This window comes from Adhaeribacter aerolatus, from assembly GCF_007991635.1.
Taxonomy (GTDB): domain Bacteria; phylum Bacteroidota; class Bacteroidia; order Cytophagales; family Hymenobacteraceae; genus Adhaeribacter; species Adhaeribacter aerolatus.
On the sequence record NZ_BJYS01000004.1, the window covers coordinates 40,853 to 66,232 of the forward strand.

20 protein-coding genes are annotated in these 25,380 nt (G+C 45.4%); 12 read left to right on the forward strand and 8 right to left on the reverse strand.

Features of this window, described 5'->3' with window-relative positions; all coding sequences use genetic code 11:
- Window positions 1–165: 165 nt before the first annotated feature.
- The 6 genes from AAE02nite_RS04120 (at window position 166) to AAE02nite_RS04145 (ending at window position 7,127) form a co-directional block, all read left to right on the forward strand.
- A complete protein-coding gene (locus AAE02nite_RS04120; RefSeq protein ID WP_146895193.1) occupies window positions 166–1,590 on the forward strand; it encodes a B12-binding domain-containing radical SAM protein in 1,425 nt (474 codons plus the stop codon).
- Between the two features lie 140 nt (window positions 1,591–1,730).
- The gene (locus tag AAE02nite_RS04125; protein WP_146895194.1) at window positions 1,731–2,096 is read left to right on the forward strand and encodes a VOC family protein; all 366 of its coding nucleotides are present in this window, start codon (window positions 1,731–1,733) and stop codon (window positions 2,094–2,096) included.
- 299 nt (window positions 2,097–2,395) lie between these two features.
- Window positions 2,396–5,215, forward strand: coding sequence for a DUF7948 domain-containing protein (locus AAE02nite_RS04130; protein WP_146895195.1), 2,820 nt, complete (start codon window positions 2,396–2,398; stop codon window positions 5,213–5,215).
- Window positions 5,216–5,312: 97 nt separating this feature from the next.
- Window positions 5,313–5,537 (forward strand): CDGSH iron-sulfur domain-containing protein, encoded by a 225-nt coding sequence (locus AAE02nite_RS04135; RefSeq protein ID WP_146895196.1) that lies wholly within the window; start codon window positions 5,313–5,315, stop codon window positions 5,535–5,537.
- A 247-nt stretch (window positions 5,538–5,784) separates the two neighbouring features.
- Window positions 5,785–6,621, forward strand: coding sequence for an MOSC domain-containing protein (locus tag AAE02nite_RS04140; RefSeq protein WP_146895197.1), 837 nt, complete (start codon window positions 5,785–5,787; stop codon window positions 6,619–6,621).
- An 11-nt stretch (window positions 6,622–6,632) separates the two neighbouring features.
- Window positions 6,633–7,127 (forward strand): GNAT family N-acetyltransferase, encoded by a 495-nt coding sequence (locus tag AAE02nite_RS04145; protein WP_146895198.1) that lies wholly within the window; start codon window positions 6,633–6,635, stop codon window positions 7,125–7,127.
- 86 nt (window positions 7,128–7,213) lie between these two features.
- On the opposite strand, the gene AAE02nite_RS04150 is transcribed toward AAE02nite_RS04145, so the two are convergent.
- Complete coding sequence (locus AAE02nite_RS04150; RefSeq protein WP_146895199.1) at window positions 7,214–7,720, reverse strand: DUF2062 domain-containing protein; 507 nt, start codon at window positions 7,718–7,720, stop codon at window positions 7,214–7,216.
- Between the two features lie 164 nt (window positions 7,721–7,884).
- Window positions 7,885–9,168 (reverse strand): S8 family peptidase, encoded by a 1,284-nt coding sequence (locus AAE02nite_RS04155; protein ID WP_146895200.1) that lies wholly within the window; start codon window positions 9,166–9,168, stop codon window positions 7,885–7,887.
- A 291-nt stretch (window positions 9,169–9,459) separates the two neighbouring features.
- On the opposite strand from AAE02nite_RS04155, the gene AAE02nite_RS04160 reads away from it, so the two are divergent.
- Together AAE02nite_RS04160 and AAE02nite_RS04165 are read left to right on the forward strand one after the other, a co-directional pair.
- Window positions 9,460–10,179, forward strand: coding sequence for a peptidylprolyl isomerase (locus tag AAE02nite_RS04160; RefSeq protein ID WP_146895201.1), 720 nt, complete (start codon window positions 9,460–9,462; stop codon window positions 10,177–10,179).
- Window positions 10,180–10,343: 164 nt separating this feature from the next.
- Window positions 10,344–11,321: a YpdA family putative bacillithiol disulfide reductase gene (locus AAE02nite_RS04165; protein WP_146895202.1), complete on the forward strand. Its 978-nt coding sequence runs from the start codon at window positions 10,344–10,346 to the stop codon at window positions 11,319–11,321.
- A 137-nt stretch (window positions 11,322–11,458) separates the two neighbouring features.
- Here AAE02nite_RS04165 and AAE02nite_RS04170 read toward each other — a convergent pair whose 3' ends face one another.
- Window positions 11,459–14,542, reverse strand: a complete 3,084-nt coding sequence (locus tag AAE02nite_RS04170) for a DUF8693 domain-containing protein (protein ID WP_146895203.1) — start codon at window positions 14,540–14,542, stop codon at window positions 11,459–11,461.
- A gap of 690 nt (window positions 14,543–15,232) precedes the next feature.
- Here AAE02nite_RS04170 and AAE02nite_RS04175 point away from each other — a divergent pair.
- The gene (locus AAE02nite_RS04175; RefSeq protein ID WP_146895204.1) at window positions 15,233–16,456 is read left to right on the forward strand and encodes an acetyltransferase domain-containing protein; all 1,224 of its coding nucleotides are present in this window, start codon (window positions 15,233–15,235) and stop codon (window positions 16,454–16,456) included.
- A 195-nt stretch (window positions 16,457–16,651) separates the two neighbouring features.
- Here AAE02nite_RS04175 and AAE02nite_RS04180 read toward each other — a convergent pair whose 3' ends face one another.
- The 5 genes from AAE02nite_RS04180 to AAE02nite_RS04200 form a co-directional block, all read right to left on the reverse strand.
- Window positions 16,652–16,996, reverse strand: a complete 345-nt coding sequence (locus AAE02nite_RS04180; protein WP_146895459.1) for an MGMT family protein — start codon at window positions 16,994–16,996, stop codon at window positions 16,652–16,654.
- Window positions 16,997–17,077: 81 nt separating this feature from the next.
- Window positions 17,078–18,394, reverse strand: a complete 1,317-nt coding sequence (locus AAE02nite_RS04185; protein ID WP_146895205.1) for a TolC family protein — start codon at window positions 18,392–18,394, stop codon at window positions 17,078–17,080.
- A 14-nt stretch (window positions 18,395–18,408) separates the two neighbouring features.
- Window positions 18,409–21,540: an efflux RND transporter permease subunit gene (locus AAE02nite_RS04190; RefSeq protein ID WP_146895206.1), complete on the reverse strand. Its 3,132-nt coding sequence runs from the start codon at window positions 21,538–21,540 to the stop codon at window positions 18,409–18,411.
- A gap of 4 nt (window positions 21,541–21,544) precedes the next feature.
- Window positions 21,545–22,654: an efflux RND transporter periplasmic adaptor subunit gene (locus AAE02nite_RS04195; protein ID WP_146895207.1), complete on the reverse strand. Its 1,110-nt coding sequence runs from the start codon at window positions 22,652–22,654 to the stop codon at window positions 21,545–21,547.
- Between the two features lie 421 nt (window positions 22,655–23,075).
- On the reverse strand, window positions 23,076–23,756 hold the full coding sequence (locus AAE02nite_RS04200) for a response regulator transcription factor (RefSeq protein ID WP_246150783.1): 681 nt from the start codon (window positions 23,754–23,756) through the stop codon (window positions 23,076–23,078).
- Between the two features lie 349 nt (window positions 23,757–24,105).
- On the opposite strand from AAE02nite_RS04200, the gene AAE02nite_RS04205 reads away from it, so the two are divergent.
- The 3 genes from AAE02nite_RS04205 to AAE02nite_RS04215 all read left to right on the forward strand — a co-directional run bounded on the left by AAE02nite_RS04205 (window position 24,106) and on the right by AAE02nite_RS04215 (window position 25,301).
- Window positions 24,106–24,450, forward strand: a complete 345-nt coding sequence (locus tag AAE02nite_RS04205) for an STAS domain-containing protein (protein WP_146895208.1) — start codon at window positions 24,106–24,108, stop codon at window positions 24,448–24,450.
- A gap of 146 nt (window positions 24,451–24,596) precedes the next feature.
- Window positions 24,597–24,944 carry an STAS domain-containing protein gene (locus AAE02nite_RS04210; protein WP_146895209.1) on the forward strand — a complete coding sequence of 116 codons (348 nt, stop codon included), beginning with the start codon at window positions 24,597–24,599 and terminating at the stop codon, window positions 24,942–24,944.
- A gap of 15 nt (window positions 24,945–24,959) precedes the next feature.
- Window positions 24,960–25,301, forward strand: a complete 342-nt coding sequence (locus AAE02nite_RS04215; protein WP_146895210.1) for an STAS domain-containing protein — start codon at window positions 24,960–24,962, stop codon at window positions 25,299–25,301.
- The last annotated feature ends 79 nt before the right edge of the window (window positions 25,302–25,380 follow it).

Consider the following 25,380-nt stretch of genomic DNA (forward strand, 5'->3'; position numbering starts at 1 on the left):
AACCGGAGGTAAACCCGCACCAGGTACATAAAAGGACTGAATCCGGCCTGCATTTCAACTTTTAGTTAATGCTGCAACAGGTGCCTGGGCGGCGGGTTTACACCAGAAGGCAAACACCGGAACCTGCCATTGGTTAGCCGCTTCTAATTCCAAATAATTTCATTCATGAGAGTAAAACTAATATTACCCGCCCTCACCGAAGCCGAAAGTCCCTTCTGGCGGCCCATTAAATATTCGTTGTTTCCCCCGCTCGGGCTGGCCACTTTAGCCGCCTACCTCGCCCCTGACGACGAAATTGACTTACAAGACCAGCACGTTGAAAAGTTAAACCTGCACGATAATCCCGATCTTGTCATTATTCAGGTATATATAACCAATGCTTACCGGGCTTACAAAATTGCTGACCATTACCGAGCTCAGGGGGCTTATGTTTTACTGGGCGGACTGCACGTTACTTCGCTTCCCCAGGAGGCAGCACTCCACGCCGATACCATTTTCCTGGGTCCCGGCGAAGCAACTTTTCCGGAGTTCCTGCAGGACTTCCGGAATAAAAACCCGAAGAAAGTTTATAGCTCCAGTATCCGGTCTTTAGACAAAATACCGCCCATCAGAAGGGACCTTATTAAACGCAATAAATATTTGGTACCGAATTCTATTGTGGTTACCCGGGGTTGTCCGCACCATTGCAACTTTTGTTATAAAGACGCCTTTTTTGAAGGTGGCCGCAGTTTTTACACGCAAATGGTAGATGATGCTTTAGCCGAAATAGATCGGCTGCCCGGCCGTCACCTTTATTTCCTGGATGACCACCTACTCGGTAACACAAAATTTGCCGGCGAGCTTTTTGCCGGCATGCGAGGGATGAACCGCGTCTTTCAGGGTGCGGCCACGGTGGATGCTGTTCTTAGAGGAAACTTAATAGAAAAAGCGGCGGAGGCCGGCTTAAGAAGTCTGTTCGTGGGCTTCGAAACTTTCTCGCCGGCCAACCTGAAACAAAGCAACAAAAAACAGAACCTGGAAAAAGATTATCAGAAAGCCGTAAACCGGCTGCATTCATTAGGTATCATGATAAACGGCAGTTTTGTTTTCGGCCTTGATGACGACGATGCCGATGTATTTAAAAGAACGGTGGACTGGGCCGTAAACAACGCCATTACCACTTCTACTTATCACGTTTTAACGCCTTACCCGGGTACGCAGCTTTTTAAAGACCTGGAACAGCAGGGGCGAATTTTAACCAGGAACTGGGACTTGTACGATACCAGAAATGTGGTTTATCGAACTACAAACCTGACCGCCGAAGAACTTAAAAACGGTTACGACTGGGCTTATCAGGAATTTTACAGTTGGTCCAACATTTTTAAGTCCAGCTTAAATCACGCCTCACACAAGCATAAGCTGAAGCACTTTTTCTATACAGGTGGCTGGAAGAAGTTTGAGCCGGTTTGGAATTTCCTGATCAAAACAAATAATTTAAACAACATGCTGCCGGTACTGGAATCAATTTTATCAAGGGTTAAAACAGGAAAGGAAAAAGTATTACCAGAAACAGAGGCAGACCTTCAGCCAATAATGAATATAAAACTATAGTACTTTAAAGGCTGTTATACTAACCAATATTGGGCACAGCTGTATTTCCAACAGATGTATTGCATTTGTGCCGACACATTTGTACCGGTAATTGATTAGCTTTACTCAAACCATTATTAGCAGCCCAAACCTAAAGAACCATGAAGCATCAAGCTAAATCAATCCGACCCTTTATTGGTGCAAAAAACTTTGGGTTATCGCGTAATTTTTACCTGGACTTAGGTTTTCAGGAAAGTATTCTGGGCCCGGACATGTCGCTTTTTGCAACTGCAGGCTTAGGATTTTATTTACAAAACTTTTACGCAGCGGATTGGATCAATAATACCATGATTTTCCTGGAAGTGGAAGATGTAAACTATTACTGGCAGGAACTGCAAGCTTTGAACCTGCCGGCAAAATATCCCACCGTAAGACTAACGCCAATTCGGGAAGAACTATGGGGCAAAGAATGTTTTTTACACGATCCTTCCGGAATCCTGTGGCACTTCGGGCAATTTAATAAATAAAGAAGCTTACAACTAGAATGCCGCCCATTAGCAGGAATCTATCACTGGTTTGTGATGGGTTAGCGTTTATTTTTCTAATACTCTTCTTCACCGCAACGGGACGGTGCTACCCGATTACCCGCAACAGCATATTACTCCAACCCCTGAAGAAAAAATTCAACCATTAGGGTCACTCCTCTTATTCAAAGGCTTAGTCATCCCTATTCTGTTAAACATCTTTAAAGAAAAAGTGCAGAAAAAATTTATATTTGGTTGTTTTAAATATTCCCCTGAACAGAACCCTTTTCTGAACCAAAGGTATGCGGCCAGCCTTATGCTTCCTGTTGTATTTAACTTTGCTTAACCACGCTTTTGCCCATGCGCCGGTACCCGGAAATGCCATTGAATTTATTCAGAATAAGAACCAGTGGAACCAGGCGGTTTTGTTTAGTGCCAGTTTGCCGCAAGGCTGGTTGTTTCTGGAACACAACCGCTTAACCTATAACTTTTTAGAACCAGCTTATTTCAATACGGAAGAAACAAACCCTGAAACAGCCCAAAAAGCGGGTCTATACAACGGGCATGCTTTTCGGATAAATTTTGTTAACGCCAATCCTCAGCCCCAAATTATGCCGGTAAATCAGTTACCGGGTTACCGCAATTATTTTATCGGGCAGCAACCGGGTAAATGGGCCACCGGGGTTCCGGCTTATCAGGAAATAAAATACGAAGCCTTGTTTCCGGCTATTGATTTACGCCTTTACAACTTCGGGGCAAGTTTAAAGTACGATTATATGGTAGCCCCGCAGGCATCGGTGGCGCGCATCCAAATGCAATACGAGGGCATTAAAAAGCTGGAATTACGCAACGGCCGGTTATATATTCAGACGCAGGTAAACGAAATAATAGAAGAAAAGCCGTTTGCCTACCAGGAGATTGCGGGTACCAAAAAAGAAGTCGTCTGCGAATTTACCCTGAAGGATAATACCGTGGGTTTTAAGATTACCGGCGCGTATAACCCAAATCTGCCTTTGGTTATTGATCCGGAGTTAATTTTTATGACCTATGCAGGGGCTGGCAGCGGCTTGTCGGCTAACTGTGCTACAGCCGATGCAGCGGGTAATACCTATTTTGCCAGCCGCACCATGGGCCCGGTTTACCCCGTTACGCCGGGCGCTTACCAAACCATTAGGCGCGGTAACAATACGGGTATTTCTAAACTAAACCCTACTGGTACGGCATTAATATATGCGACTTACCTGGGCGGCACAGGCAGCGACGAGTACCCGCTGTCGCTGGTGGTAAATAAACAAAACGAGTTAATTATTCTGGGCCATACCAATTCTTTCGATTTTCCAACCTCGGCCTCGGCTTTGGATAAGACTTTAGGCGGCATTCGCGATTATTTTATCTCCCGGTTTTCGGCAGACGGCACAACTTTGGTAGCCAGCACGTTGCTGGGTGGCAGTTCCGAAGAAGGTGGCGTTATTGGCAGTACCCCCGCTAAACTGGCCCTCGACGAAGCCGGCAATATTTTTGTGGGCGGCTGCTCCCAATCTTCCGATTTTCGGATTGTTAACGGGTTTCAGAATGCCAAAAAGGGTGGGGTTGATGGAATTGTTTGTAAATTAAACAATACGTTAATGTCGTTGCTGTGGTCTACTTTTATTGGCGGCGAGGCCGAAGATTTGATATACGACCTAAAAGTTGGCGCCTCGGGTACGGTTTACGTGGCCGGCAGTACCCACAGTGCCGAATTCCCCACTACCCGCGGCGTACTGTCAGAAGACCGGCTGGGACAGCGGGATGGGTTTGTGGGTATTATCGGGTCCAATGGTAACCGATTAGAAGCAGCTACTTATATTGGTACCCGGCAAACCGACCTGGCGAAATACGTAGATTTTGATAAGGACGGTAATGTTTATGTGGCCGGGGCTACCACCGGCTCTTACCCAATTACTTCCGGCACCTATGGCACGGCCAACAGCACCGGCGGTTATTTTATTCATAAAATAAATAGTACCCTTACCAGCACCGCATATTCTACTCACCTGGGCGGCAATAATTCATTTGTCGAAAAAGTACCTACGGCCTTTCGGGTAAACGCATGCGGTAATCTTTACCTGGCCGGTTATGGTTTAACCAGTGCCCCGCTGTCTGCGGATGCACTGGAGCGAACCCGCAAAACCATGTACATTTGCCACCTGGATACTGACGCCAAGAAGCTGGTTTACGGCAGCTACCTGGGCGGCACCGAAAACCAGCCCCACACCCACCTGGCTAATTCTAGTTTAATTACTCCCGATGGCACCCTTTACCAGATCGAATGCACGTACGCCCGGGATCAGCCGGTTACGGCCGGTGCGTACGATGGCTTATATTTTAACTCACCCGACGGGGCCGTAGCTAAATTTCAGTTTACGCCGGTATCCGTTAACCAGGTAAAAGCGAAAGCCGACACGCCGCCGGTTTCCTGCGCGCCTTATACGGTTCGGTTTAATAATAATACCGAGCACGGCGTTACCTATTCCTGGAACTTTGGCGATGGCAGCTCTCCTTCGGCCGAAACCAATCCGGCCCACACTTTCCAAAAACCAGGCAATTACCGGGTTAAGCTGCTGGCTGGTAATCCGGCTAGTTGTGTACCCCTGGATTCTACTTTTATAAATATTACCGTTGTGGCGCCGCCCACGCACATTTTACCCAAAGAAATTACTTATTTATGCAACCAGCAGGTTACCCTCGATGCCGGTAATGCCGGGTTTAATTATTTATGGTCGACGGGCGCTACTACCCAAACCATTGCGGTAACAGAGCCCGGCACCTATTCCGTGCAAATCAGCAACGGCGACTGCGTGATTACGGATAGTGTTGCGGTAGCCAGCCCTTTAGCAAACCTGGAAGTACCCAACGTATTTACCCCCAACCGGGATGGCCGTAACGATTATTTTGTTATCCGGAATATGGCGGCGAATACCAAACTGCAAATATTTAACCGGTGGGGTGCCTTGGTATACCAAAACGATAATTACCAAAACAATTGGGATGGCCGGAGCTTAACCCGCGGCACCTATTTTTACCTCGTGCAAAGTGCCGGCAACTGCACCACCCAAAAAGGCTGGCTCGAAATTGTACAGTAAGTAGCAGGCCTTAATTTCTGAATCGGCACAATTAAAACCGGCCGGCATAACACATTTACCAAAGCGGCGTTTAAATTTGCAAACTCATTAAACACAGATTATGAAAACCCGCATCACCGTAAACGATAATGGCTCGCTTAAAATAGAAGGCGATTTTGAAATTGTAGATAAAACCGGTAACCCTTACGACCTGGGTGGCCGCACCGTTGTTTCTTTATGCCGTTGCGGCATGTCGAAAAACAAACCGTTTTGCGATGCCTCGCACAAGGGCCACTTCGAGCACAACGCCGTTGCTTTTGCCCTGCCGCCCAAGAAAGTTTAAAAGTGACCGTCAGCAGTTAGCTGGGAAACGGCGTTTATTCCCAAGAAAGGCTAGTTTTTTATACGGCATTCCCTAACAACTGATTAGAATATTACCTGGCGAGGTGCCAGTCACTAATTTCTTGCCAGCAAGAAGCTAGTGACTGGCACCTCGCCAAATTTCTAAATTCAACCATAACCTGCAACCTAACCCCCTGGATTAATACCAAAAAACAACTATTTCGCTCCCGAATTGGTGGAATAAAAAAATGGAAGATACGCTAACGCTCAGCCAGATTAATATTTACCCGATAAAATCTTTGGGAGGTATTTCGGTTAATGCGGCCACGGTAGAGCCCCGCGGTTTGCAGTACGACCGCCGTTGGATGCTGGTAGACGAGGCCGGCCTGTTTTTAACCCAACGAACTTTCGCCGAAATGGCTTTGCTACAGGTTGCGCTGCTACCCGAAGGCCTGGAAGTACGCCACAAAATTAAAAATATTACCCCGCTGGTAATCCCGTTTGCCCCTGCCACAGCTAATCTTTTAACCGTACAGGTTTGGGATGATACTTGCCAGGCCATAGAGGTAAGCCCAAATGCGAACGAATGGTTTACGGCTGCTTTAGGCCGGTTTTGCCGTTTAGTATATATGCCTGATACTACGCAGCGCCAGGCCGATTTAGATTATGCTGCCCCCGGTGATATTGTAAGCTTTGCCGATGGTTATCCCATATTGCTTATCGGGGAAAATTCTTTACATGATTTAAACAGCCACCTGGCTCAGCCAGTCCCGATGAACCGGTTCCGGCCCAGTCTGGTTTTTACCGGCGGCCCGCCTTTTGCCGAAGATACCTGGCAGCGTTTTACTATTGGTGAGCTTTCTTTCCGGGGCGTAAAGCCTTGTGCCCGTTGCGTGGTAACTACCATTAATCAGGATACAGCGCAAAAAAGTCCAGAGCCCTTGCGTACTTTGGCTACTTACCGCACTGTTCCGGGTAAAAACAAAATTTTGTTTGGGCAAAATGTTATACCAGATACTTTTTACCGCCAGCTTAAAGTAGGCGACAGGATTATTGTGGAGCAACTTACCCCGGCTGCCATATAAAACTTTTGAATATGCATCTATTTAACATAAAAAATGCAACCAAGCACGATATTCCGGCTATTCAGGACATAATAGCGGATACCTGGGAACCATCTTACCGGGCTATTTTAACGCCGGAGCAAATTAATTATATGCAAGCGGAGATTTACCGGACCGAAGCGCTGGAAAAGCAAATAGACGAAGGGCAGCAATTTTTTATTTTATATGAAAACGAAGTACCCGCTGGGTTTGCCTCCTACTCCCCGCACGAAACTAATACCTATAAACTAAATAAATTATACGTGAAGCCTGGTTACCAGGGAAAAGGCTACGGCAGTTTGCTCATCCGACACGTAGAGCAGGAAGTTATAAACCAAGGCGGCGAATACTTAATTCTGAATGTGAACCGGTTTAACCAGGCCCGCCAGAAATACGAACATGCCGGCTTTAAAGTAATAAAAGAAGAAGATATCCCGATTGGACCTTATTGGATGAACGATTATGTAATGCAGAAAGCTTTAAAGTAATTTACCAGATTCAGGCAACTAAACTTGTACCGATTTTCCAATGTAGGAAATACTAGAGAAAGCATCCGGCAACAGTTGCGAACACTTTACAAGATATCCTCTTGGTCGGGGTTGGTTTCCGGAACCCGTACATATTTCCGGAAAACCGGGAGCATGCTAACGTAAACCAAACCGGTAATTGGAATACTCATGATAAGCCAGGCCGCAACCCCCAGCAAATTAGCCAGCCAAACTTTTTTTAAGGCCCGCAACCAATCTTCCTGAAACGCAGTCAGCAACTCCTCCACAGTCATTCGAAATTCATCGGCCCCGAATATAAAAATACCAGCCCGGATAAAAGGCAGATAAAGCAGCAAATGCAGCGGGGCCGCCAGGTAACAAATCAGCAGCAAAGCCGGAATATTTAACCGCAACCACAAACCCAGCAGCGTACAAAGGAGCGTAGCTAACCCAAACAAGGGCATAATACCTACTACCAATCCCAGAGCTACCGTAATAGCCAGTTTTTGCGGCGTAATGCCCATAGTAAGCAAAGCCAGCAACGGGTTAATTATTTTGCGGCGGAAATAAGTACGGGATCTGGGATGTTTCAAAATACCACTTTTTAAAAAGGGCTAAATTGGGGAACACATATTTAGAAAAGTATTAAATTCATACGGGTTATATGCTTGGTAAATTTCTGATTTAAAGCGGCTAAAAACAAATAAAAAAGGCTGCATTATTAAATGCAGCCTTTCCCTTAAATTATAAAAGATAATTATAAATGCGCAATCGGGTCTTTGGTGCCATCCGGATCGCCGTTTACATAGCCCAGAATGGTGAAGCTTTTGCCTTTCAGGAGCAGCACCCCGGCCATGTGCGGCGTAGCCATAGACGTTCCGCTAATAGTATTATAAGAACCATTTAACCAGGTAGAATTAATATAAACACCCGGCATGCAATAATCTACCGGCGGATTTCCGTAATTAGAAAAACTGGCCCAGTTGTTATTGCTATCCATGGCCGATATGGTAAAAATATTAGCGCCGTTCACCCGGGCCGGTGAGTAATAATTGGCATTATCACCAGCATTACCAGCCGCTACGGCAAACAAAATGCCCTGGTTAGAAGCTCTTAACACGGCATCATCAATGGCTTGCATAGCTCCACCACCTAAGCTCATATTGGCTACATCGCCGGCTTTACCGTTGGCAGCAACGTAATCAATACCGGCAATAACGCCCGATGAGGTACCACTACCCCCGGCATCCAGTACCCGCACGGCTACCAAAGTAGCATTTGCGGCCACTCCAACTACCCCGTAAGTATTATTCTTTGCCCCAATGGTACCGGCTACGTGGGTTCCGTGTCCGTTGGCATCATCTGCCGAATAAGAACCCGAAACAAAAGACCGGCTCCGGGTAGCATCTACGTTTAAATCCGGATGATCGAAATCAATACCAGAATCGATAATCCAGGCAGTTTTCCCGGTTCCATCGCCGTAACCAACCCGGCTAATGCCGTAAGGAATGGTTTGGGTACTGGTAGTTGGATCTGGCGTAGGAGTAGGCTCCGGTGTAGGTTCGGGTGTTGGTTCAGGCGTAGGCTCCGGCGATGGTTTAGGATTCCTTGGCTCTTTAATGGGCTTTCCCAAAGAAATAATACGGTCCTGCTCTACATACGCAACCCGCTCATCTTTGCGCAACAGGGCTGCTTCGGCGGGCGTAAACTCACCGGCAAAACCCTTGATGGCTTTACCATACGCCATTTTAATTTTTTCCGGACCTATATTTTTCCGCTTCAGTAAAGCCTGACCGTAATTCTTTACTTTACCGGTCCGTTCTTCATAAGAACTTTCGGGTGCTAAGCCCAAGGTGGCATCTTCTTCTTTCAGAACTACGATATACCGGTTCGGAATGCCATCATCTGTTTTAGCATTGTTGGTGTCCGTAAGGCTTTCAGTGGGAACTACGGTCTCGGTAGCTTTATCGGAACAGGCCACAAATAAGCCCGAGGATGCTGTCACCAGGGTGGTGAAGAGGGCCAGCCGGGTGGCACTCATAAGGTTTTTGTTTTGCATTTTTTAGTTAATAGAAATTCTAAATATTTAATAGTGAGTTAATTAAACCGGCGCAAAACTATTAAATACTTTTAGGATTGCAAGCACAGCAGTACAATTTAAACTGCCCTAGAGCCCTTATTTATAAATTAAGTTATATCATAAATAAAACTATATTTATAGAATTTATATCTTTTACATACAACAAATAGCTAAAATGTTTATAAGATTATATTCGAATAAGCGGAAAACACGCTGATTTATTATCTTTGACCTAAACTTTACCGGATGCTCATGCTGCGCGAAAAATCTTCTTTTATTCCACTATTTTTTTTGCTGATATTTTTTTCGCTAACTGGTTGTAACCAGACAGATAAGGCCGTTCCGCTGCCCCCCCTTACGAACGAAAACGTGCGGGATGTGCTTCTGAAATATGGTAAAGAAAACCCCGAAACGGTGGTACTGCTCAGCACCAGTATGGGCGAAATAAAACTAAAATTGTATAAAGAAACGCCTCTGCACCGGGCCAATTTTATTCGGTTAGCCAAAGCGGGTTATTACAACGGTACGGTTTTCCACCGGGTAATTAAAGGGCACATGGTACAGGGCGGCGACTCCCGCGAACCCAAAAGAGACATAGGTAAGTATGGCGTGCCCTCGGAAGTGAAACCCGAGTTTGTACACGTTCGGGGGGCACTGGCCATGGCCCGCTACGACGATGAATTTAACCCAACCAAGGCCTCCTCGCCGGATAATTTTTACATGGTGCAAGGCTCCAAGGTATCGGAGGCCGAATTACAGCAGGTAAGCCAGAAGAACGGCATTAACTATACCCCGGAGCAAAAAAAGGCTTATTTAGCCAAAGGCGGCGTACCTACTTTAGACATGAAATATACTGTTTTCGGCGAAGTGCTGGAAGGCATGGACGTAGTAGATAAAATTGCCCGGGTGCCCGTTGATACCCACGATTGGCCCAGCCAGGAAATATACATCACCATGAAAGTTCTCGAATAATAAGAAACCTGATGAATAAACCGAACCGAATTATATGGGTAATCGCCGGTTAAATGCCTATCGGATATAAAATACCGGTTTTCTTCGTTTTTTATAAATTAATACCTGTGCAACCCGTTCGTAAATAATTACGGTACACATTTATTTTAAATTTACCATTTGCTTTGACAGAAACTTTAGATATCATAATTATTGGGGCAGGTCCTATTGGTTTGGCCTGCGGCATTGCCGCCCAGAATGCCGGCTTAAGTCACGTAATTCTGGAAAAAGGCTGCCTGGTTAATTCGCTTTATAATTACCCGCTTAATATGACTTTCTTTTCCACGGCCGATCGCCTGGAAATTGGCAATTTACCATTTCCTTCCATCCACGCGAAACCAAACCGCTCCGAAGCTTTGGAATATTACCGCCGGGTGGCAGATGCAAAGAAGCTAAATATTAATTTGTTTGAGGAAGTCACGAATATTACTTCTTTGGGTGAGCAGTACGGGGTACAAACTACCAAAGGAACCTACCGGGGGCACCACGTTATTATTGCCGTCGGCTTCTACGACATTCCGAATTTGCTCAATATTCCGGGCGAGGAATTGCCCAAAGTAAGGCATTATTATTTCGACCCGCATTATTACTACCGCCAGAAAGTATTGGTGGTGGGTGCTAACAACTCCTCGGCCGACGTGGCCTTGGAAACCTGGCGCAAAGGCGCGGAAGTAACCATGGTAATCCGGGAGGCGGAGCTGGGTCGCGTTAAATACTGGACTAAACCCGACCTGGAGAACCGCATTGCCGAAGGTTCTATTAAAGCCTACTTCAATTCTAAATTAACCGCCATCCGGGAAACCGAAGTAGATATTTTAACACCGGAGGGCGCTATTACTTTAGAGAACGATTATGTAATGGCCATGACGGGTTATCAGCCAAATTTTGATTTTCTGCGAAAGATTGGCGTACACTTAAGTCCGGATTTTAAACGCTATCCTTTTTACAACCCCGAAACCATGGAAACCAACCTGAAGGGCGTATTTCTGGCCGGGGTTATTTGCGGCGGTATGGATACGCACGTGTGGTTTATCGAAAACTCCCGCGTACACGCCGACCAGATTGTAAATACTATTCTGGCCCGCCGGGCAGCTTTGGTTTAACATTAATTACGAAAGGAATAAATCTCAAACTAAACGCCCGGCCGATAACTTATCCGCCGGGCGCTTTGTTGTTGAATACCAATCTTAAACTATCGGGTTTTCTTACTTTTAATAATATTCGCCGATTGGTTTTCTGTTTATTCCAGCACAATTTTACGTTTCACCGAACCTTGCTGGGTGCGCAAATGCAGCACATAAACGCCTTTATTTAAATTTTGCAGGTTTAAGCTTTCGGCTACGCGCCCGTTCCGGACCGCCAGGTTTTGCTGATAAACCCGCTGCCCAAGGTTATTATACAAAAACGCTTCGGCGCTTTGCTCCTGGTTTAAATTGCTTAAATAAATTTGTAAAAACCCTTTGCTAGGATTGGGGTAAACGGCAACTTGCGCACTGCCGGCCAGGGCTAATATTTTATTCTGGGTAAAATGAATAAAGAAGCGTTCGTCCGCACCTTGGCTGCCCAGATTAAATGTGTAAACGGGGTTCTGCCGCAAATCCTGCAACAAGCCCGTTTCACGATCTTCCAACAGTATAAAGCGATTCGGTTCAAAGTTTAAAAGCTGACTGGCCTCTAAAGTAAAATTGCCGTTCGCTGCTCCAGCTATGCCCAGCGGCACTACTACTTCCTGGCCGGGTTTCAATTTGCCTAAACCGTTGATTGAAAGATTTGCGTTGTCAGTTTTTGAATAAACCATGGGTATAGCAGGGCTATTGGCCGGCAATTTATAGGCATCGTAGCGACTATCAGCCTGGGCCGTGGCGCCTTCTTCAAAGTAAATGATAGCCGCATCTTTTTTATTCCCGGCCGTAATTTGCAAGTGCACCTGCGGCCGGTTTTCCGATTCAATTTTATTTTTACTTTCCGAAGGATTTACCAACTGATTCTGGTTCAGTGACAGATTAACCATACCTTCCTGTACCCGTACAAAAAATCCGCGCATGGGCAAAACCAGGTTTGCTTGTGATCCGGTGCTTAAGCCGTTTACATAACTTCCGTAATTTCCGTTGCTATTCAGGGTATACAGTGCGTGCCCCATCCCCACAGGTATGGTTACTTTACGCCAATCCAGCGCAGATGCGTACGGGTTACCGAGCAAATGCCAGCCACTTTGCGGGCCACTACCGCGGGTTAATCCGTTTACTTCTACCGCGCCATTTTGAAGGTTACCGGTCAGTGACAGCACTTTGTTTTTGGCTACTTTGGCCCGGATAGCTTTGCCCGGCACTATCGCTTCGTTAAAACTGGCAAGTGGCACCCAACCGGATTCAAAAGGAGCGCTGGTTCCGGCAACCCGGCTTTCTTCAAAAATAGTAGCTTCCGTTAAAATTTGGTTTTCCGGCACTTCGGGTTGCAGCAGGTGCAGCAGCGAGGCATCGGTAAACGGTGAAGCCAGCATTTCGTAACCCGAATGTTCTTCTGGGCTGCCCGTAATTAACCGTTGCATGGTTACAGGTCCTTCTACTTTGCCGCCGGCTATACTGGTTACCTGGGTCTCACCGGTAGCATCGGCCAAAAGCGTTAGCGGGTAGCCCTTGGTATATAATGTACCGTTCAGCGTTAATCTATTTTTAATATTTACCGGACCTGATAGCTCCAGACCAGCCGCTCCTACCTGCAGGTTCTCGACCTCCAATATTTTGGTACTACCCAAAGTCTGCCGCTGAATCCCGGTAAAAGTTACCTCGCCGGCTCCGGTTTGTTTTAAAATACCATTGTTCTGCAGGTCGCCTTTTACCTGCAAGCTACCCTCCTGCACTTCCAGCGTGGCGCCGTCGGCAATCTGAATACTGGCAACCGCCTGGTCCGCCGAAATAACGGGTGAGTAAAGCGTACCGGCAGGTACTATCACACTGGTAGTGGCATTGGGAACGGCGGCTTCCTGCCAGTTATTTTCTTCTCCCCATTCCGCCGATAACGTACCTACCCAGGTTCGGTCAAAAGCAGGCGGCTCGGGCACCCCAACGTAACGGGTATCAATGCTGTTAGTTTCAAAAATATTATTTTTAATTTCACCGCTGCTACCCGGCGTATTACCCCGGCCAAAATATTCATCGGTCAGGTTACTTTGGTCCCCGTCGGTAGATGTTAAGGCCGTGTATGGCAAATGGCCGGCCTGCAACTGAACGGCTACATCGCAATCCCGGATGGTATTATTAAGCACTTGCATGTTACTACCTTCTACCACAATGCCAAAACCATCGCTGGCGCTGGGTTGCCGGTAACCAACTACGGTATTAAGCTTTATTACCACGCCTTCGGGTATATCGGCGTTGGCGGTTGTCCAGTTGCGGCGATATACGGCAATGCCGGCTAAATCGCGCAATTCGGTAGCCGCAATGGGCACCGTCCGTGCTACCCGGTTGTTCTCCAACACAATACTGCCATCGCCGGTTTCAAGGCCGGTACCGACCGGTAATTTTACCTCAATACCAAACCGGCCATTATCGGTGATGGTATTACCCGATATAAGATTAGCTCCGGCCCCCGCCGATAAGCCAACCAGCGACAAGCCCGAATCTTTATTATTTTGAATAACGTTGTTCGTAATGGTTACACCCGAAGCGGTTCCATCCTGCAACTCCAGGCCCGACAAGCTATTATTACCGATGGTGCAATCCGAGATAGAGATATTTTCTTTCCGGCCGTTCCAGATAACAATGCCACGGGTGCTATTGTATTGGGCATCGATGCCCTGCAGCATTACATTCGCAATAGGCCCATTCAGGTGGATGCCGGCTTCGCCGCTGGAACCACCCAGGTTATGATAAACCTGCACGTGCTGGATGCTTAAATTATTATTACTGCCGCTGCCGTAAATACCGCTACCCGAACCGAAATCCTGTACGCGTAAATCTTTAATGGTAATATGGGTTATACCAGCGTCCAGGGTTATGCCTCTACCCGGAAGGGCTGGATTAGCGCCCGTGATAATGGTATGCAGCGCCGGGTCGGTACCGGCACCGGCTCCTTGCAACGTAATTGATTTGCTAATAGAAGCCTGCTGGTGATACGTACCGGCCGCCAACCTAATAATATCGCCCGGGTCAGCTACCCGAACAGCATAATCGATGGTGGCACAAGGACTACCGGCCGGGCAGTTACCGGCATCGGTGCCGCCAACCGCAACGTAACGGTTGGTTTGGGCAGTTGCCCAAAGAGGACTGCCTAAAACTGAAATCAAGAGTAAAACAGGTAAGTAATAAGGTAGATGTATTTTCATACAAATTGGGCTAAAACTTTAAAACTAATAATATGATTTTACAGATATACTTTCGCTAGAACTTGGAACACACTGCATCTTTCAGCTATAAATATATTATAATTTTTCCGCTATAATATAGTTTAGCTAAAATATTATTTTTGTTTATTTTCGAGATTATCTAAATGCATGAAAATATTATTTTAACAACATTACATAAATAATAAACACCTTAAAATATAAAACAATATAACTATTTCGAATAATCAATTTTGTCAAAAACTATTCAGGAGTATGTTTAAAGATATTCGCTATATATTTTAATCCGTATTAAAAACATATTCACCTCCAACAAACATAATAGAAGATTATAATTTTTCATTATTAATCTTTATCAATATTAAACAACATCATTATTACTTTTAAAACATTACCACCACCAATTATTTGCATTAATTCTATCAACTCCTACAATAAATATCACCTTTATATTTCTAGTATATTATCAAATTAACAATAATATTGAGATTAGTTTATTCATTTCAAAGACTCCGGAATGCTGATTTCCTTTTATTATTTTATTTATCCGGCTCTCATCTTTTTCTAGAAGCTTCTTTATACCTGATATTTATATTCATCAAACACTAAGAATAATCCGGCAATAATCTTAACTTAAATCCTTTATACCCAATGACTTAATTAGAAACTGATATGATTACTGCAAGCCTTAAAAAATCAACACTGGCGGCCCCGGTAACTGGGCTGGAAAACGCCACCCGAATTAGTTCTATTGATTTTTTGCGGGGGCTGGTTATGGTAATTATGGTCCTGGATCATGTGCGAGCCTTCTTTCATGTAGATGCTCATATTCAGGACCCGATGAATATGGACACTACTACCCCAGCCTTATTTTTTACGCGTTGGATAACCCACTTTTGTGCCCCAACCTTCGTGTTTATATCGGGTATTTCAGCGTATAAAGCCGGGGAAAAGAGCCGTTCTACCAAAGAGCTTTCTTTGTTTTTATTATCGCGGGGCCTTTGGCTTATGTTCCTTGAAATTACCATAATCACCTTTGGCTTGACGTTTGATATTTATTACCGCATGTTTGTTTTGCAGGTAATTTGGGCCATTGGTGTAAGCATGGTGGTGTTAGCGGGCCTGGTATTTTTGCCACGGGCAGCTATTCTTACCTTCGGCGTACTGCTGGTAATCGGTCATAATCTCCTCGACTCTGTTCAAGTAACGACAGCACCTCTCAACTATTTGTGGTCGGCCCTGCACGTACCCGGTATGTTACATCCGGACCCGGATTTTATGGTTTTTCTGGTGTACCCGGTTTTGCCCTGGATAGGATTAATGGCACTTGGTTTTTATGCCGGCAAATTATACCAGTTTGGATTTGATGCAAGGCTACGCCGGAGAATATTGATAATGGCGGGACTTGGTTGTATGGCGCTTTTTTTATTGTTAAGGTTTACCCAGGCTTACGGCGATAACCAGGAGTTTGAGTCCCAATCCGCTATCTGGAAATCTGTTTACGATTTTTTAAACACCACCAAATACCCGCCCTCGTTCCATTTCTTACTGATGACGCTTGGTCCGGCTTTGTTGCTCCTCGCCCTTTCAGAGAACTTTCGTTTTAAGGTCGCTGTGGTGCTGGTAACCATTGGGCGCGTACCTTTATTCTTTTACGTGCTGCATATTTATCTTATTCATGCGCTGGCCTATTTCACAGCTTTAGCTTCAGGCTACACGTGGCACGATATTCAAACTTCTCAAAACTTTGGCTCTTTGCCGGCTGGGTTTGGTTATAGCCTGGGTTCTGTTTATGTTTTCTGGGCGCTGGTGCTTTTGCTGCTGTACCCGCTATGCAAATGGTTCGCGAAGTATAAAGCCCGGCACCGGAATAACCCCTTCCTGAGTTATTTGTAGCGTATTAATACCACCTCGTAAATATTGGTTCCCATAGAAATCCAGCATTGGCTTAAGCTATAATAGGAAGAAAGTATAAAATTTAATAATTAAGGAAACAAAATTACTTTGGTATACTAACCAAGGCAAAATACTTTATTCCAATATCTTACATACTTAAAACTTATTACTTAAAATTTTCTACGTGCTTAGTAGTTATAAAAGCTCCCTGGCCGGGTCCCAGAAAAGCTTATCAAAATCTACCACCCGGTCGTCTTTGATTTGAATACCTTCATTTTCCAGGCTCTCCTGCATGGCCGTAGGGGTGGCAAAATGTTGCTTACCCGTTAATAAGCCATTACGGTTTACCACGCGGTAAGCCGGCACATTAATATTATGCTGGTGCGAGCTTATCAGGGCCCAACCCACCATCCGGGCCGAACCTTTGCTGCCCAGGTAAGCTGCAATTGCCCCGTAAGAAGTTACCCGGCCAGGCGGCACGAGTTTTACCACTTCAAAAACATTCTCGAAAAAACTGTAATCTTCTTTTCCGGCTGGCATAGACGAAATAATTTGCGTGAAAGTACAAACCGTAAAATAAAAAGGCCAGGCTTCTCCGCGAAAACCTGGCCTCATTTCATTTTATAAATTGATATTTCCGGCTATTTCTTTTAAGGAAATTTCGGCCAGCTTGGCCTGGTACATCGCGTTGCTTAAGCGCACCTGGGCCGCCACCAGGTTTAACTGGGCTTCGCGGAGTTCGATGGGCGCAATACTACCCAACCGGAATTTCTCCAGGGTAATATCCAGGTTTTGCTGGGCAATTTGCTGGTTGCGGGTTTCCATTTTCAACAACGACAAGTTAGTGTTATACGTCTGGAAAGCGCCCGCTAACTGCGCTTTTATACTCTGATTTATTTTACCCAGGTTTAGCTGGGCATTATCGATATTTATTTCGGCGTTCTGTTCGTTGCGGCGTTGTAAAAATCCATTAAAAATATTTACCGAGGCAGTAACGCCGTAGGTAAAGCCGCGCCCGGTATTTTGGGTAGCAAAGCCCAGGGCTGTCTGCGACTGGTTGAAATTGTAACCTGTATTTAAGCCTATCCGGGGAAAGCGATTGGCCCGCACCTGCTTTAGATCCAGTTCGGCAATGCGACGGCTTACCAGGGCAGCCTGCAACGCAGGGTTTTGCTGCAAAGCCCGCTCCGACATCTCGGCCAAGGTCAGATTATTATCAATAATTACTGTATCGGCCACTTTAAACAGCGCATTTACATCCCGCGCCAGCAGTTCATTCAGGGCAATCTGGGTATTGCGGTACAGATCCTGTTGCCGCAGGTAATTGGTGGTATCGGTGTTTAAATCTACCTGGGCATTCAGCACTTCCAGCCGCGCTGCTTTACCTATAACAAAACGGTTCTGGGCAGTTTTAATCCGGAACCGGGAAATATCAATTGCCTTTAAATTAGCTTCCAACTGCTGCTGCTGTTGCACCAGGGCAAAGTAATTCGTAATCACATCGGCTACCCGGGCCAGAACTGTTAACTGCAGATTAGCTTCGCCGAGTTTTTGAAATTCCTGTAAGCGATCATAGCGGGCAAACATACCAAAGCCGTCAAATACCGTCCAGGTTAGTCCCACTCCGTAATTCAGGTTAGAACTCCGGGCATTATTTCTTTCCTGCACTTCGCCATCGGCTCTAACCTGCCGGCTGTTCTGAATACTGTTGTTATTCGTTAAGTTTCCGGTTACCGCCGGCAATATTCCGGCATTGGCCAGATTTACATTGTTCTTATCTATTCTGAGATCATTATTCGATAATTTGATATCATAATTATTTTCCAGGGCAATTTTAACGGCATCTTCCAGGGTTAAGAGCTCCTGGGCCTGACTTTTATTAACCAAAACACTGGTTAATAAAAGCAGGCTGAACAGGAAAGCAAACTTTTGCTTCATAAATAAAAACAGGTTTAACTGGTTTGTAATTCTTTCTGGGTAACGTGCTTCGGGCTTTCCTTTTCCAGTTCCTCCAGGTTATCAAATTCCGGATGGTGCGTACGCTTCCTTGACCACATGGCATATACCGCCGGAATAACAAAAAGCGTCAGAACAAGAGAGAACATGGTGCCACCCACAATAACTACCCCCATACCAATTCTGCTCTGGGCGGCCGCTCCCAAGGCCAGGGCAATGGGCAACGCACCCAAGGCAATAGCTAAACTGGTCATCAGAATAGGACGCAGCCGGGCTTCTGCCGCTTCCACAATGGCCTCGGCTTTAGGTCTCCCTTCTTCGCGTAGCTGGTTGGCAAACTCCACAATCAGGATACCGTTTTTAGTAACCAACCCGATAAGCATAATGGTACCAATCTGGCTGAATATATTCCAGGTTTGGCCAAATAACCACAACGAGAGCATGGCTCCGGCCACCGCCATCGGTACGGTTAAAATAATAATTAAAGGGTCCACAAAACTTTCGAACTGGGCGGCCAGAATCAGGTAAATGAGCAGGAGCGCCAGACCAAAGGCAAACATGGTGTTGGAACCACTCTCTACGAAGTCGCGCGACTCGCCCGCTAAATCGGTGGTAAAGGTATCGTCGAGTACTTTATCAGCAATCCGGTTCATGGCGTCAATACCGTCGCCGATGCTTTTGCCCGGCGCCAAACCAGCCGATATAGTAGCTGCCATATAACGGTTGTTGTGGTATAACTGCGGCGGGCTGCTGCGCTCGCTGATGGTTACCAGGTTATCTAACTGAATAAGCTGGCCACTGGTGCTACGCACGTACAGCGATGATAAATCCAAGGGGTCGTTGCGGTCTACTTCTTCAAACTGGCCAATTACCTGGTATTGCCGCCCGTTCATCAGGAAATAACCAAAGCGCTGCCCGCTCAAAGATAATTGCAGGGTTTGTGCTACGTCTAATACCGACACGCCTAAAGTTTGCGCCCTCTCGCGATCGATAGAAATATTAATCTCTGGTTTATTAAATTTCAGGTTAACGTCGGGGTTCGTAAAAGTAGGATCCTGCATGGCTTCTTCCAGGAACACCGGCACTTTTTCTTCCAGCTTCTGAAAATTCTGGGCCTGGATAACAAACTGGATGGGCTGGCCGCCGCGCCGGTTAACCGATATAGTAGGTTGCTGGTTTACCATCGTACGAGCTTCGGGATAGCGCCGGGTAAGTTTGGTGATATGGTCGGATACTTCCTTCTGCGAGCGTTCCCGCTCATCGGGCGGCACCAGGCTCATAATCATCATACCGCTGTTCACCGATCCGGAACCACCAAAGCCAGGAGAGGTAATCACCAGGTTTACTTTCTTTTCCGGGATTGAATCGTTTATTAATTCGGTTAACTCATCCATAAACCGCGACATATATTCGTAGCTGGCTCCCTCGGGAGCCGTAGACTGCACCCTTAAGGCACTGCGGTCGTCGTACGGGGCCGTTTCTTTTTGCAGGATAGAGTAAAACAAACCAATTAAACCAATACAAACCAGCAGAATCGGAAAGCTTAACCATTTCCGTTTCATAAAGCTTTTCAGCGACTCGGCGTAGCCGCTGTTCATCTTCTGGAAATAAGGCTCGGTTACTTCGTAGAACCGGGACTTTTTGTGCGTACCGCTTTTCATGAGGTAAGCGTTAAGCATGGGAGTAAGCGTTAAAGACACAAAAGCCGAAATAAGTACGGCGGCGCCAATTACCACCCCAAACTCCCGGAACAACCGCCCTACGAAACCTTCCAGGAAAATTACCGGCAAAAACACTGCAGCCAGGGTAATAGAAATGGAAATTACTGCATAAAATATTTCGTTGGCCCCTTTTACTGCTGCCTCTATCGGCGACATCCCTTCTTCTACCTTTTTAAAGATGTTTTCGGTAACTACAATACCATCGTCTACCACCAAACCCGTAGCCAGCACGATGGCGAGTAACGTAAGCACGTTTATGGAGAAGCCGGCCAGGTACATGATAAAGAAAGTGGCTATTAAGGACACCGGAATATCTATTAATGGCCGGAAAGCAATACTCCAATCGCGGAAGAATAAATAAATAATAAGTATTACCAGAACCAGCGCAATGGCAATGGTTTCAGCCACTTCCAAAACCGATTGCTTGATAAAAAGAGAACTATCGGAGGCTACTTCCAATTTCAAATCTTCGGGCAGGTCTTTCCGGATTTGGTCGAGTTCTTTGTAAAAAGCCTCGGCAATTTCCAGGTAATTGGTTCCGGGTTGTGGCGTTATGGCTAAACCCACCATTGGTTTACCCGATTCTGTCATGCGGGTCTCCAGGTTCTCCGGCCCCAAAGTAGCCGTACCTACATCGCTGAAACGAATAATATTTTCGCCTTCGGTTTTAACAATTAAATTATTAAACTGCTCTTCGTTCGTAAGATTACCCAGGGTTCTTACACTAAGTTCGGTAGCGGCACCGGTTACTTTACCCGAAGGTAACTCTACGTTTTCCCGGTTCAGAGCCGCCCGAATGTCGCCTACAGTCAGGCCATATGCGGCCAGTTTGGCGGGGTCGAGCCACAGGCGCATGGCATACCTTTTCTGGCCGTAAATCCGGATGCTGCTGACGCCCGGCAAAGTTTCTAATCGCTGCGAAACTACGTTCTCGGCGAAATCGCTTAACTCTAACTGGCTCCGGATATCGCTGTGGAGAGTGGTTACAATAATCGGGTCCGAGTCGGCATCGGCTTTGGAAACTACCGGGGGCGAATCCAGGTCTTCGGGTAAGCTTCTTTGGGCCTGCGAAACTTTATCACGCACGTCGTTGGCCGCTTCTTCCAAATCTTTATCCAGGTTAAACTCAATATTTATGTTACTGGAACCCTGGTTGCTAGTAGAGGTAATATTCCGGATACCATCTATGGCATTAATGGCTTTTTCCAGCGGTTCGGTTATCTGCGATTCTATAATATCGGAGTTGGCGCCGGCATAACTGGTGCGCACCGAAACCATAGCCGGGTCGATGGACGGATATTCCCGGATACCTAAGAAGGTGTACCCGATAACGCCGAACAAAATCAGCATTAGGTTAATTACAATCGTAAAAACCGGCCGCCGGATACTGGTGGTTGATAAACTCATATGCTTAACCCTCGTTTTGTTTATTCGTTACTTTTACTTTAACCGGGGCACCATCTTTTAACGTCATCACGCCGGTAGTCAGTACCGTATCGCCCGCCCGCAAACCAGAAGTTACTAAAACATCGCGCTCGGTGCGGGTAGCCGTTTCTACTAAGGCTTCTTTGGCTTTCCCATTCTGGGTAACAAACACCTTTTTCCCGTTTTGTACCGGTATTACGGCTTCGGTCGGCACTAACAAAGCATCTGGTATAACATTTAAGGGCAACTGAATGTTTGCAAAAGAACCGGGCAATAATTCTCCGTTGGGGTTAGCCGCTCTGGCGCGTAGTTGCAACGTACGGGTAGTAGTCTCAATGCCAGGTTCAATGGCATAAACCTTAGCCGGATATTCTTTTTTAGAACCAGCTACCATAAACGTTAACTCGGTATTTAATTTTACCTGGCTCGCGTATTTTTCAGGCACCGAAAAGGTAATCTTAACCGGGTCGGTACTTACCAGATTGGCAATAACCGTTGCGGGCGAAATATAAGCGCCTTCCGATATTGCCCTTAGTCCTATCCGGCCCGAAAAAGGCGCCCGAATAGTAGTTTTAGCTAATTGGGCCCGTACCAATTGGGTTTGAGCCTGCGCCGACTGCAAATCGGCCCGGGCTACGTCATTTTCTTCCCGGCTAATCGCTTCTTTTTCTAACAACAAGCCGGCGCGCCGTGCGTTTTCGGCTGCCAGGCTTTGGCGGGTTTGGGCCTGCGATAGTTGCGCCCGCAGTTCGGTATCGTCTATTTTTACCAGTACCTGCCCTTTTGTAACATTGCTGCCTTCCTTAAAAGAGATATTCCTAACCAAACCCGAAACTTCACTTCTTATTTGTACCTGTTCGTTGGCTTCGATGGAACCGTTTACCGCTAAAGTATTGGCAAATTCCTGCGGCTGCAGCACCACCCCACTTACCCGCATTGCTGGCGCACCACCGCCTTTTCCGCCGCCGGCCCCACCACGACCGCCTCCTGGCCCACCGCCGGATTCCGCTATTTTTTTATTAGCCGAAATCCGGTTAACTACTAAATACGCGAAGCCAACTACGAGTAAGAGGTAAATAATATATTTTAATTTCATCTTTTATAGTGTAGTAATAATCTTTTGAATCTGGGGGAAAGAGCACCAAAATAAAAGACAAATCTGTAGAAAATTTGTTTTTCGCGAATCAGCCAGTTTAGGAAGTTTCAGGCCCCCACCTTTGCCTTTATTTCGGGATAAATTTAAAGTTTAATAAAGATTTATTATCATACTTTTTAAACAATACATTTATCTTTTTAACACCTATAATTAAAAACAAGTAATCATTGCTTAAATTATAGATGGACAATAAAAGTAGCTAAAGGTTTAAAGGTGCTTAAAGATTTTTCTTTAAAGCTAGGCTTCCTGCGGTCCTTTTTAACCGGCGGTTGTCTAAAAATATTAAAGGCTGTCGCAGATATAGCTCAATCAGTTATATCCGCAACAGCCTTTTGCTGTAATAAGTGCTTAAATGTAGTACTTAGGTTATAATACCTTTACCAATGGCGTATTTAATGAGTGCCGCCGTATTCTTGGCTTTTGTTTTTTCAATAATATTCTGCCGATGTGTTTCAACAGTGCGTTTGCTCGTAAAAATTTTATCGGCAATTTCGGCATTGGTTAAACCATCGGCTATTAATTTCAGAATCTCAATTTCCCGCTGCGATAAATCGCGGGTTTGCTTTTCCTCCATATTTTCAGCCGGTTTAAAACCGGTTGTCTTTAACTTGTTCAGCAGGTTAAGGCCAATTTCGGAGCACAGGTACCGGCCGCCGTTGGCTACTATTTTTATAGCGCACACCATTTCTTCGCGGCCCGTGTTTTTGAGTAAGTAACCGGTGGCGCCTGCCTCAAAAACTTTAGAAATGTAGCTTTCATGGTCCAGCATAGAAAGCACCAGCACTTTTACGTCCGGAAATTTTTCCCGTAGGTAATTGGTTGCCTCGAAGCCATCCATTTCGGGCATGTTTATATCCATCAGAATCACATCTGCCTCCAGCGTAGGCAGCAGGTTTACCAGTTCTTTACCATTACTCGCTTCTCCTACCACCCGCACACCATCATTATCCCGGAGCAGTGCTTTTATGCCATCCCGAATTATCGTGTGATCATCAACCAATATTACCTTTATCAGCTCTTTCTCCTGCATTGTTTCCACCATAAAATATCTATTAAGTGTAAATACCAAAATTCCTCAACCTTCCTGTATGCACCCGCATTCTTCTGACACAACGGCCTCTAACAATTTAAGGTTATCTAAAAAAAACAATTAAGTATAGATGATAAATTATTAGAAGGCAACTCCTTACCGGTTTCTTACAAAAAATTAAGCGATAGTACGTAGTTGCCGGGTATATATACGCAAAGAATTACATTAAAAGCCGTAAAAAACCAGTAAATAATACATTTCAAAGGAAAAATATAAAGGTTAACTTTGAAATAATAGATTCACGACTCACTATTTCCCGGTTTTGCTACTTTTTCGGTTGGAAGGCATTTTTAATTTTTTTATGAAGGTAATAATTCTCGAAGAGTTGCAAGGCTTTATCATTAAACCTTCCGGGAGGTTTGAGGATGGAGACTGCCTAGAATTGAAGGAAGTTCTGGAAAGGGGTATCAGCAGCCACAAACGCCTCGTACTAATAGATTTAAAAGACCTGCACAATATAACGGCCGCCGGCCAGCGGTTATTACTTTCTTACGCCGGACAGCTGGAGACTTTGCACCGGTTGCTGGCGCTTTACCAGGTAAACAGCAGCGTACTGGCGGCTTTTGAAGATTCCGGACTGGCCAAGGTAATATATATTGCACCCAGCCTGCATGAGGCAAGAGCCCTGGCTACCATGCAGCGATAAATCTATCATGATTTAAACTCTTGTAAAGTTCATAAACTTTTGATATGTTGATATTTACCTCATCGTTTAACCGATTCTACAAACCGCTCGCTAGTTAATTACCCGAAATAATTATACCCCTTTATAGAGCCCTTAATTACAACACCATGCAAGTAACCCACCAGAAAACCCCGGATAGTTTTGTAATTACCATTAAGGGGGATATTGATGCGACCACCTCTATTTTAGTTGATTCGGAAATAAACAAAATATATGGGTCACCGTTAAAAAATTTATGGATTGATTGTTCCGAAGTACAATACCTATCCTCGGCTGGTGTAGGCGTTTTTATCTCGCATTTACAAAACCTGAGAAAGTATAAAATCAGCCTGACCTTATACGGCCTGAAACCGAAACTTAAATCGGTATTTTCAGTACTCGGGTTAGAGCATTATCTCACTTTACAACCATCTTTAAAAGATCTGTCTGGCATAATAATACAAGAGTTAGATTAATTAAACAATTAGGTAATGGAGTTATACCACGAAATAAAAGCGCAGGCTTACGTACTAATATTATCGGGCAACCTCGATGGGAATAATACTGGTGAAATAGATAATATTTTAAAGAAGGCCGTTAAAAGCAAGAAAAAGAATGTGCTGGTAGATTGCCGCAACTTAAAATATATTTCTTCGGCGGGCCTGGGTGTTTTTTTGTCTAACCTGCCCGCGTTTAAAGAGAAAGCAATCAACCTGATTTTTTATGGTTTGCGGCCCGGGGTGCGCAAGGTATTCTCTTACCTGGGTTTAGATGCCATTTTAACCATTAAAGATAACCTGGAAGAAGAACAATACGATGTTGCTTTAACATAACTAAAATAAGCGAACAGCTCAAATAAAAAGGAGGTACAAAAGCCCTCCTTTTTTATTTACTTAAAAGCCAAAACCATTA

Coding starts and splice junctions, on each gene's coding strand:
- AAE02nite_RS04120 (WP_146895193.1), top strand. CDS start 166: ATGAGAGTAAAACTAATATTACCCGCCCTCACCGAAGCCGAAAGTCCC.
- AAE02nite_RS04195 (WP_146895207.1), bottom strand. CDS start 22,654: ATGAAATTAAAATATATTATTTACCTCTTACTCGTAGTTGGCTTCGCG.
- AAE02nite_RS04155 (WP_146895200.1), bottom strand. CDS start 9,168: ATGAGTGCCACCCGGCTGGCCCTCTTCACCACCCTGGTGACAGCATCC.
- AAE02nite_RS04160 (WP_146895201.1), top strand. CDS start 9,460: ATGCTGCGCGAAAAATCTTCTTTTATTCCACTATTTTTTTTGCTGATA.
- AAE02nite_RS04200 (WP_246150783.1), bottom strand. CDS start 23,756: ATGGTGGAAACAATGCAGGAGAAAGAGCTGATAAAGGTAATATTGGTT.
- AAE02nite_RS04140 (WP_146895197.1), top strand. CDS start 5,785: ATGGAAGATACGCTAACGCTCAGCCAGATTAATATTTACCCGATAAAA.
- AAE02nite_RS04180 (WP_146895459.1), bottom strand. CDS start 16,996: ATGCCAGCCGGAAAAGAAGATTACAGTTTTTTCGAGAATGTTTTTGAA.
- AAE02nite_RS04185 (WP_146895205.1), bottom strand. CDS start 18,394: ATGAAGCAAAAGTTTGCTTTCCTGTTCAGCCTGCTTTTATTAACCAGT.
- AAE02nite_RS04190 (WP_146895206.1), bottom strand. CDS start 21,540: ATGAGTTTATCAACCACCAGTATCCGGCGGCCGGTTTTTACGATTGTA.
- AAE02nite_RS04125 (WP_146895194.1), top strand. CDS start 1,731: ATGAAGCATCAAGCTAAATCAATCCGACCCTTTATTGGTGCAAAAAAC.
- AAE02nite_RS04215 (WP_146895210.1), top strand. CDS start 24,960: ATGGAGTTATACCACGAAATAAAAGCGCAGGCTTACGTACTAATATTA.
- AAE02nite_RS04145 (WP_146895198.1), top strand. CDS start 6,633: ATGCATCTATTTAACATAAAAAATGCAACCAAGCACGATATTCCGGCT.
- AAE02nite_RS04130 (WP_146895195.1), top strand. CDS start 2,396: ATGCGGCCAGCCTTATGCTTCCTGTTGTATTTAACTTTGCTTAACCAC.
- AAE02nite_RS04175 (WP_146895204.1), top strand. CDS start 15,233: ATGATTACTGCAAGCCTTAAAAAATCAACACTGGCGGCCCCGGTAACT.
- AAE02nite_RS04205 (WP_146895208.1), top strand. CDS start 24,106: ATGAAGGTAATAATTCTCGAAGAGTTGCAAGGCTTTATCATTAAACCT.
- AAE02nite_RS04170 (WP_146895203.1), bottom strand. CDS start 14,542: ATGAAAATACATCTACCTTATTACTTACCTGTTTTACTCTTGATTTCA.
- AAE02nite_RS04210 (WP_146895209.1), top strand. CDS start 24,597: ATGCAAGTAACCCACCAGAAAACCCCGGATAGTTTTGTAATTACCATT.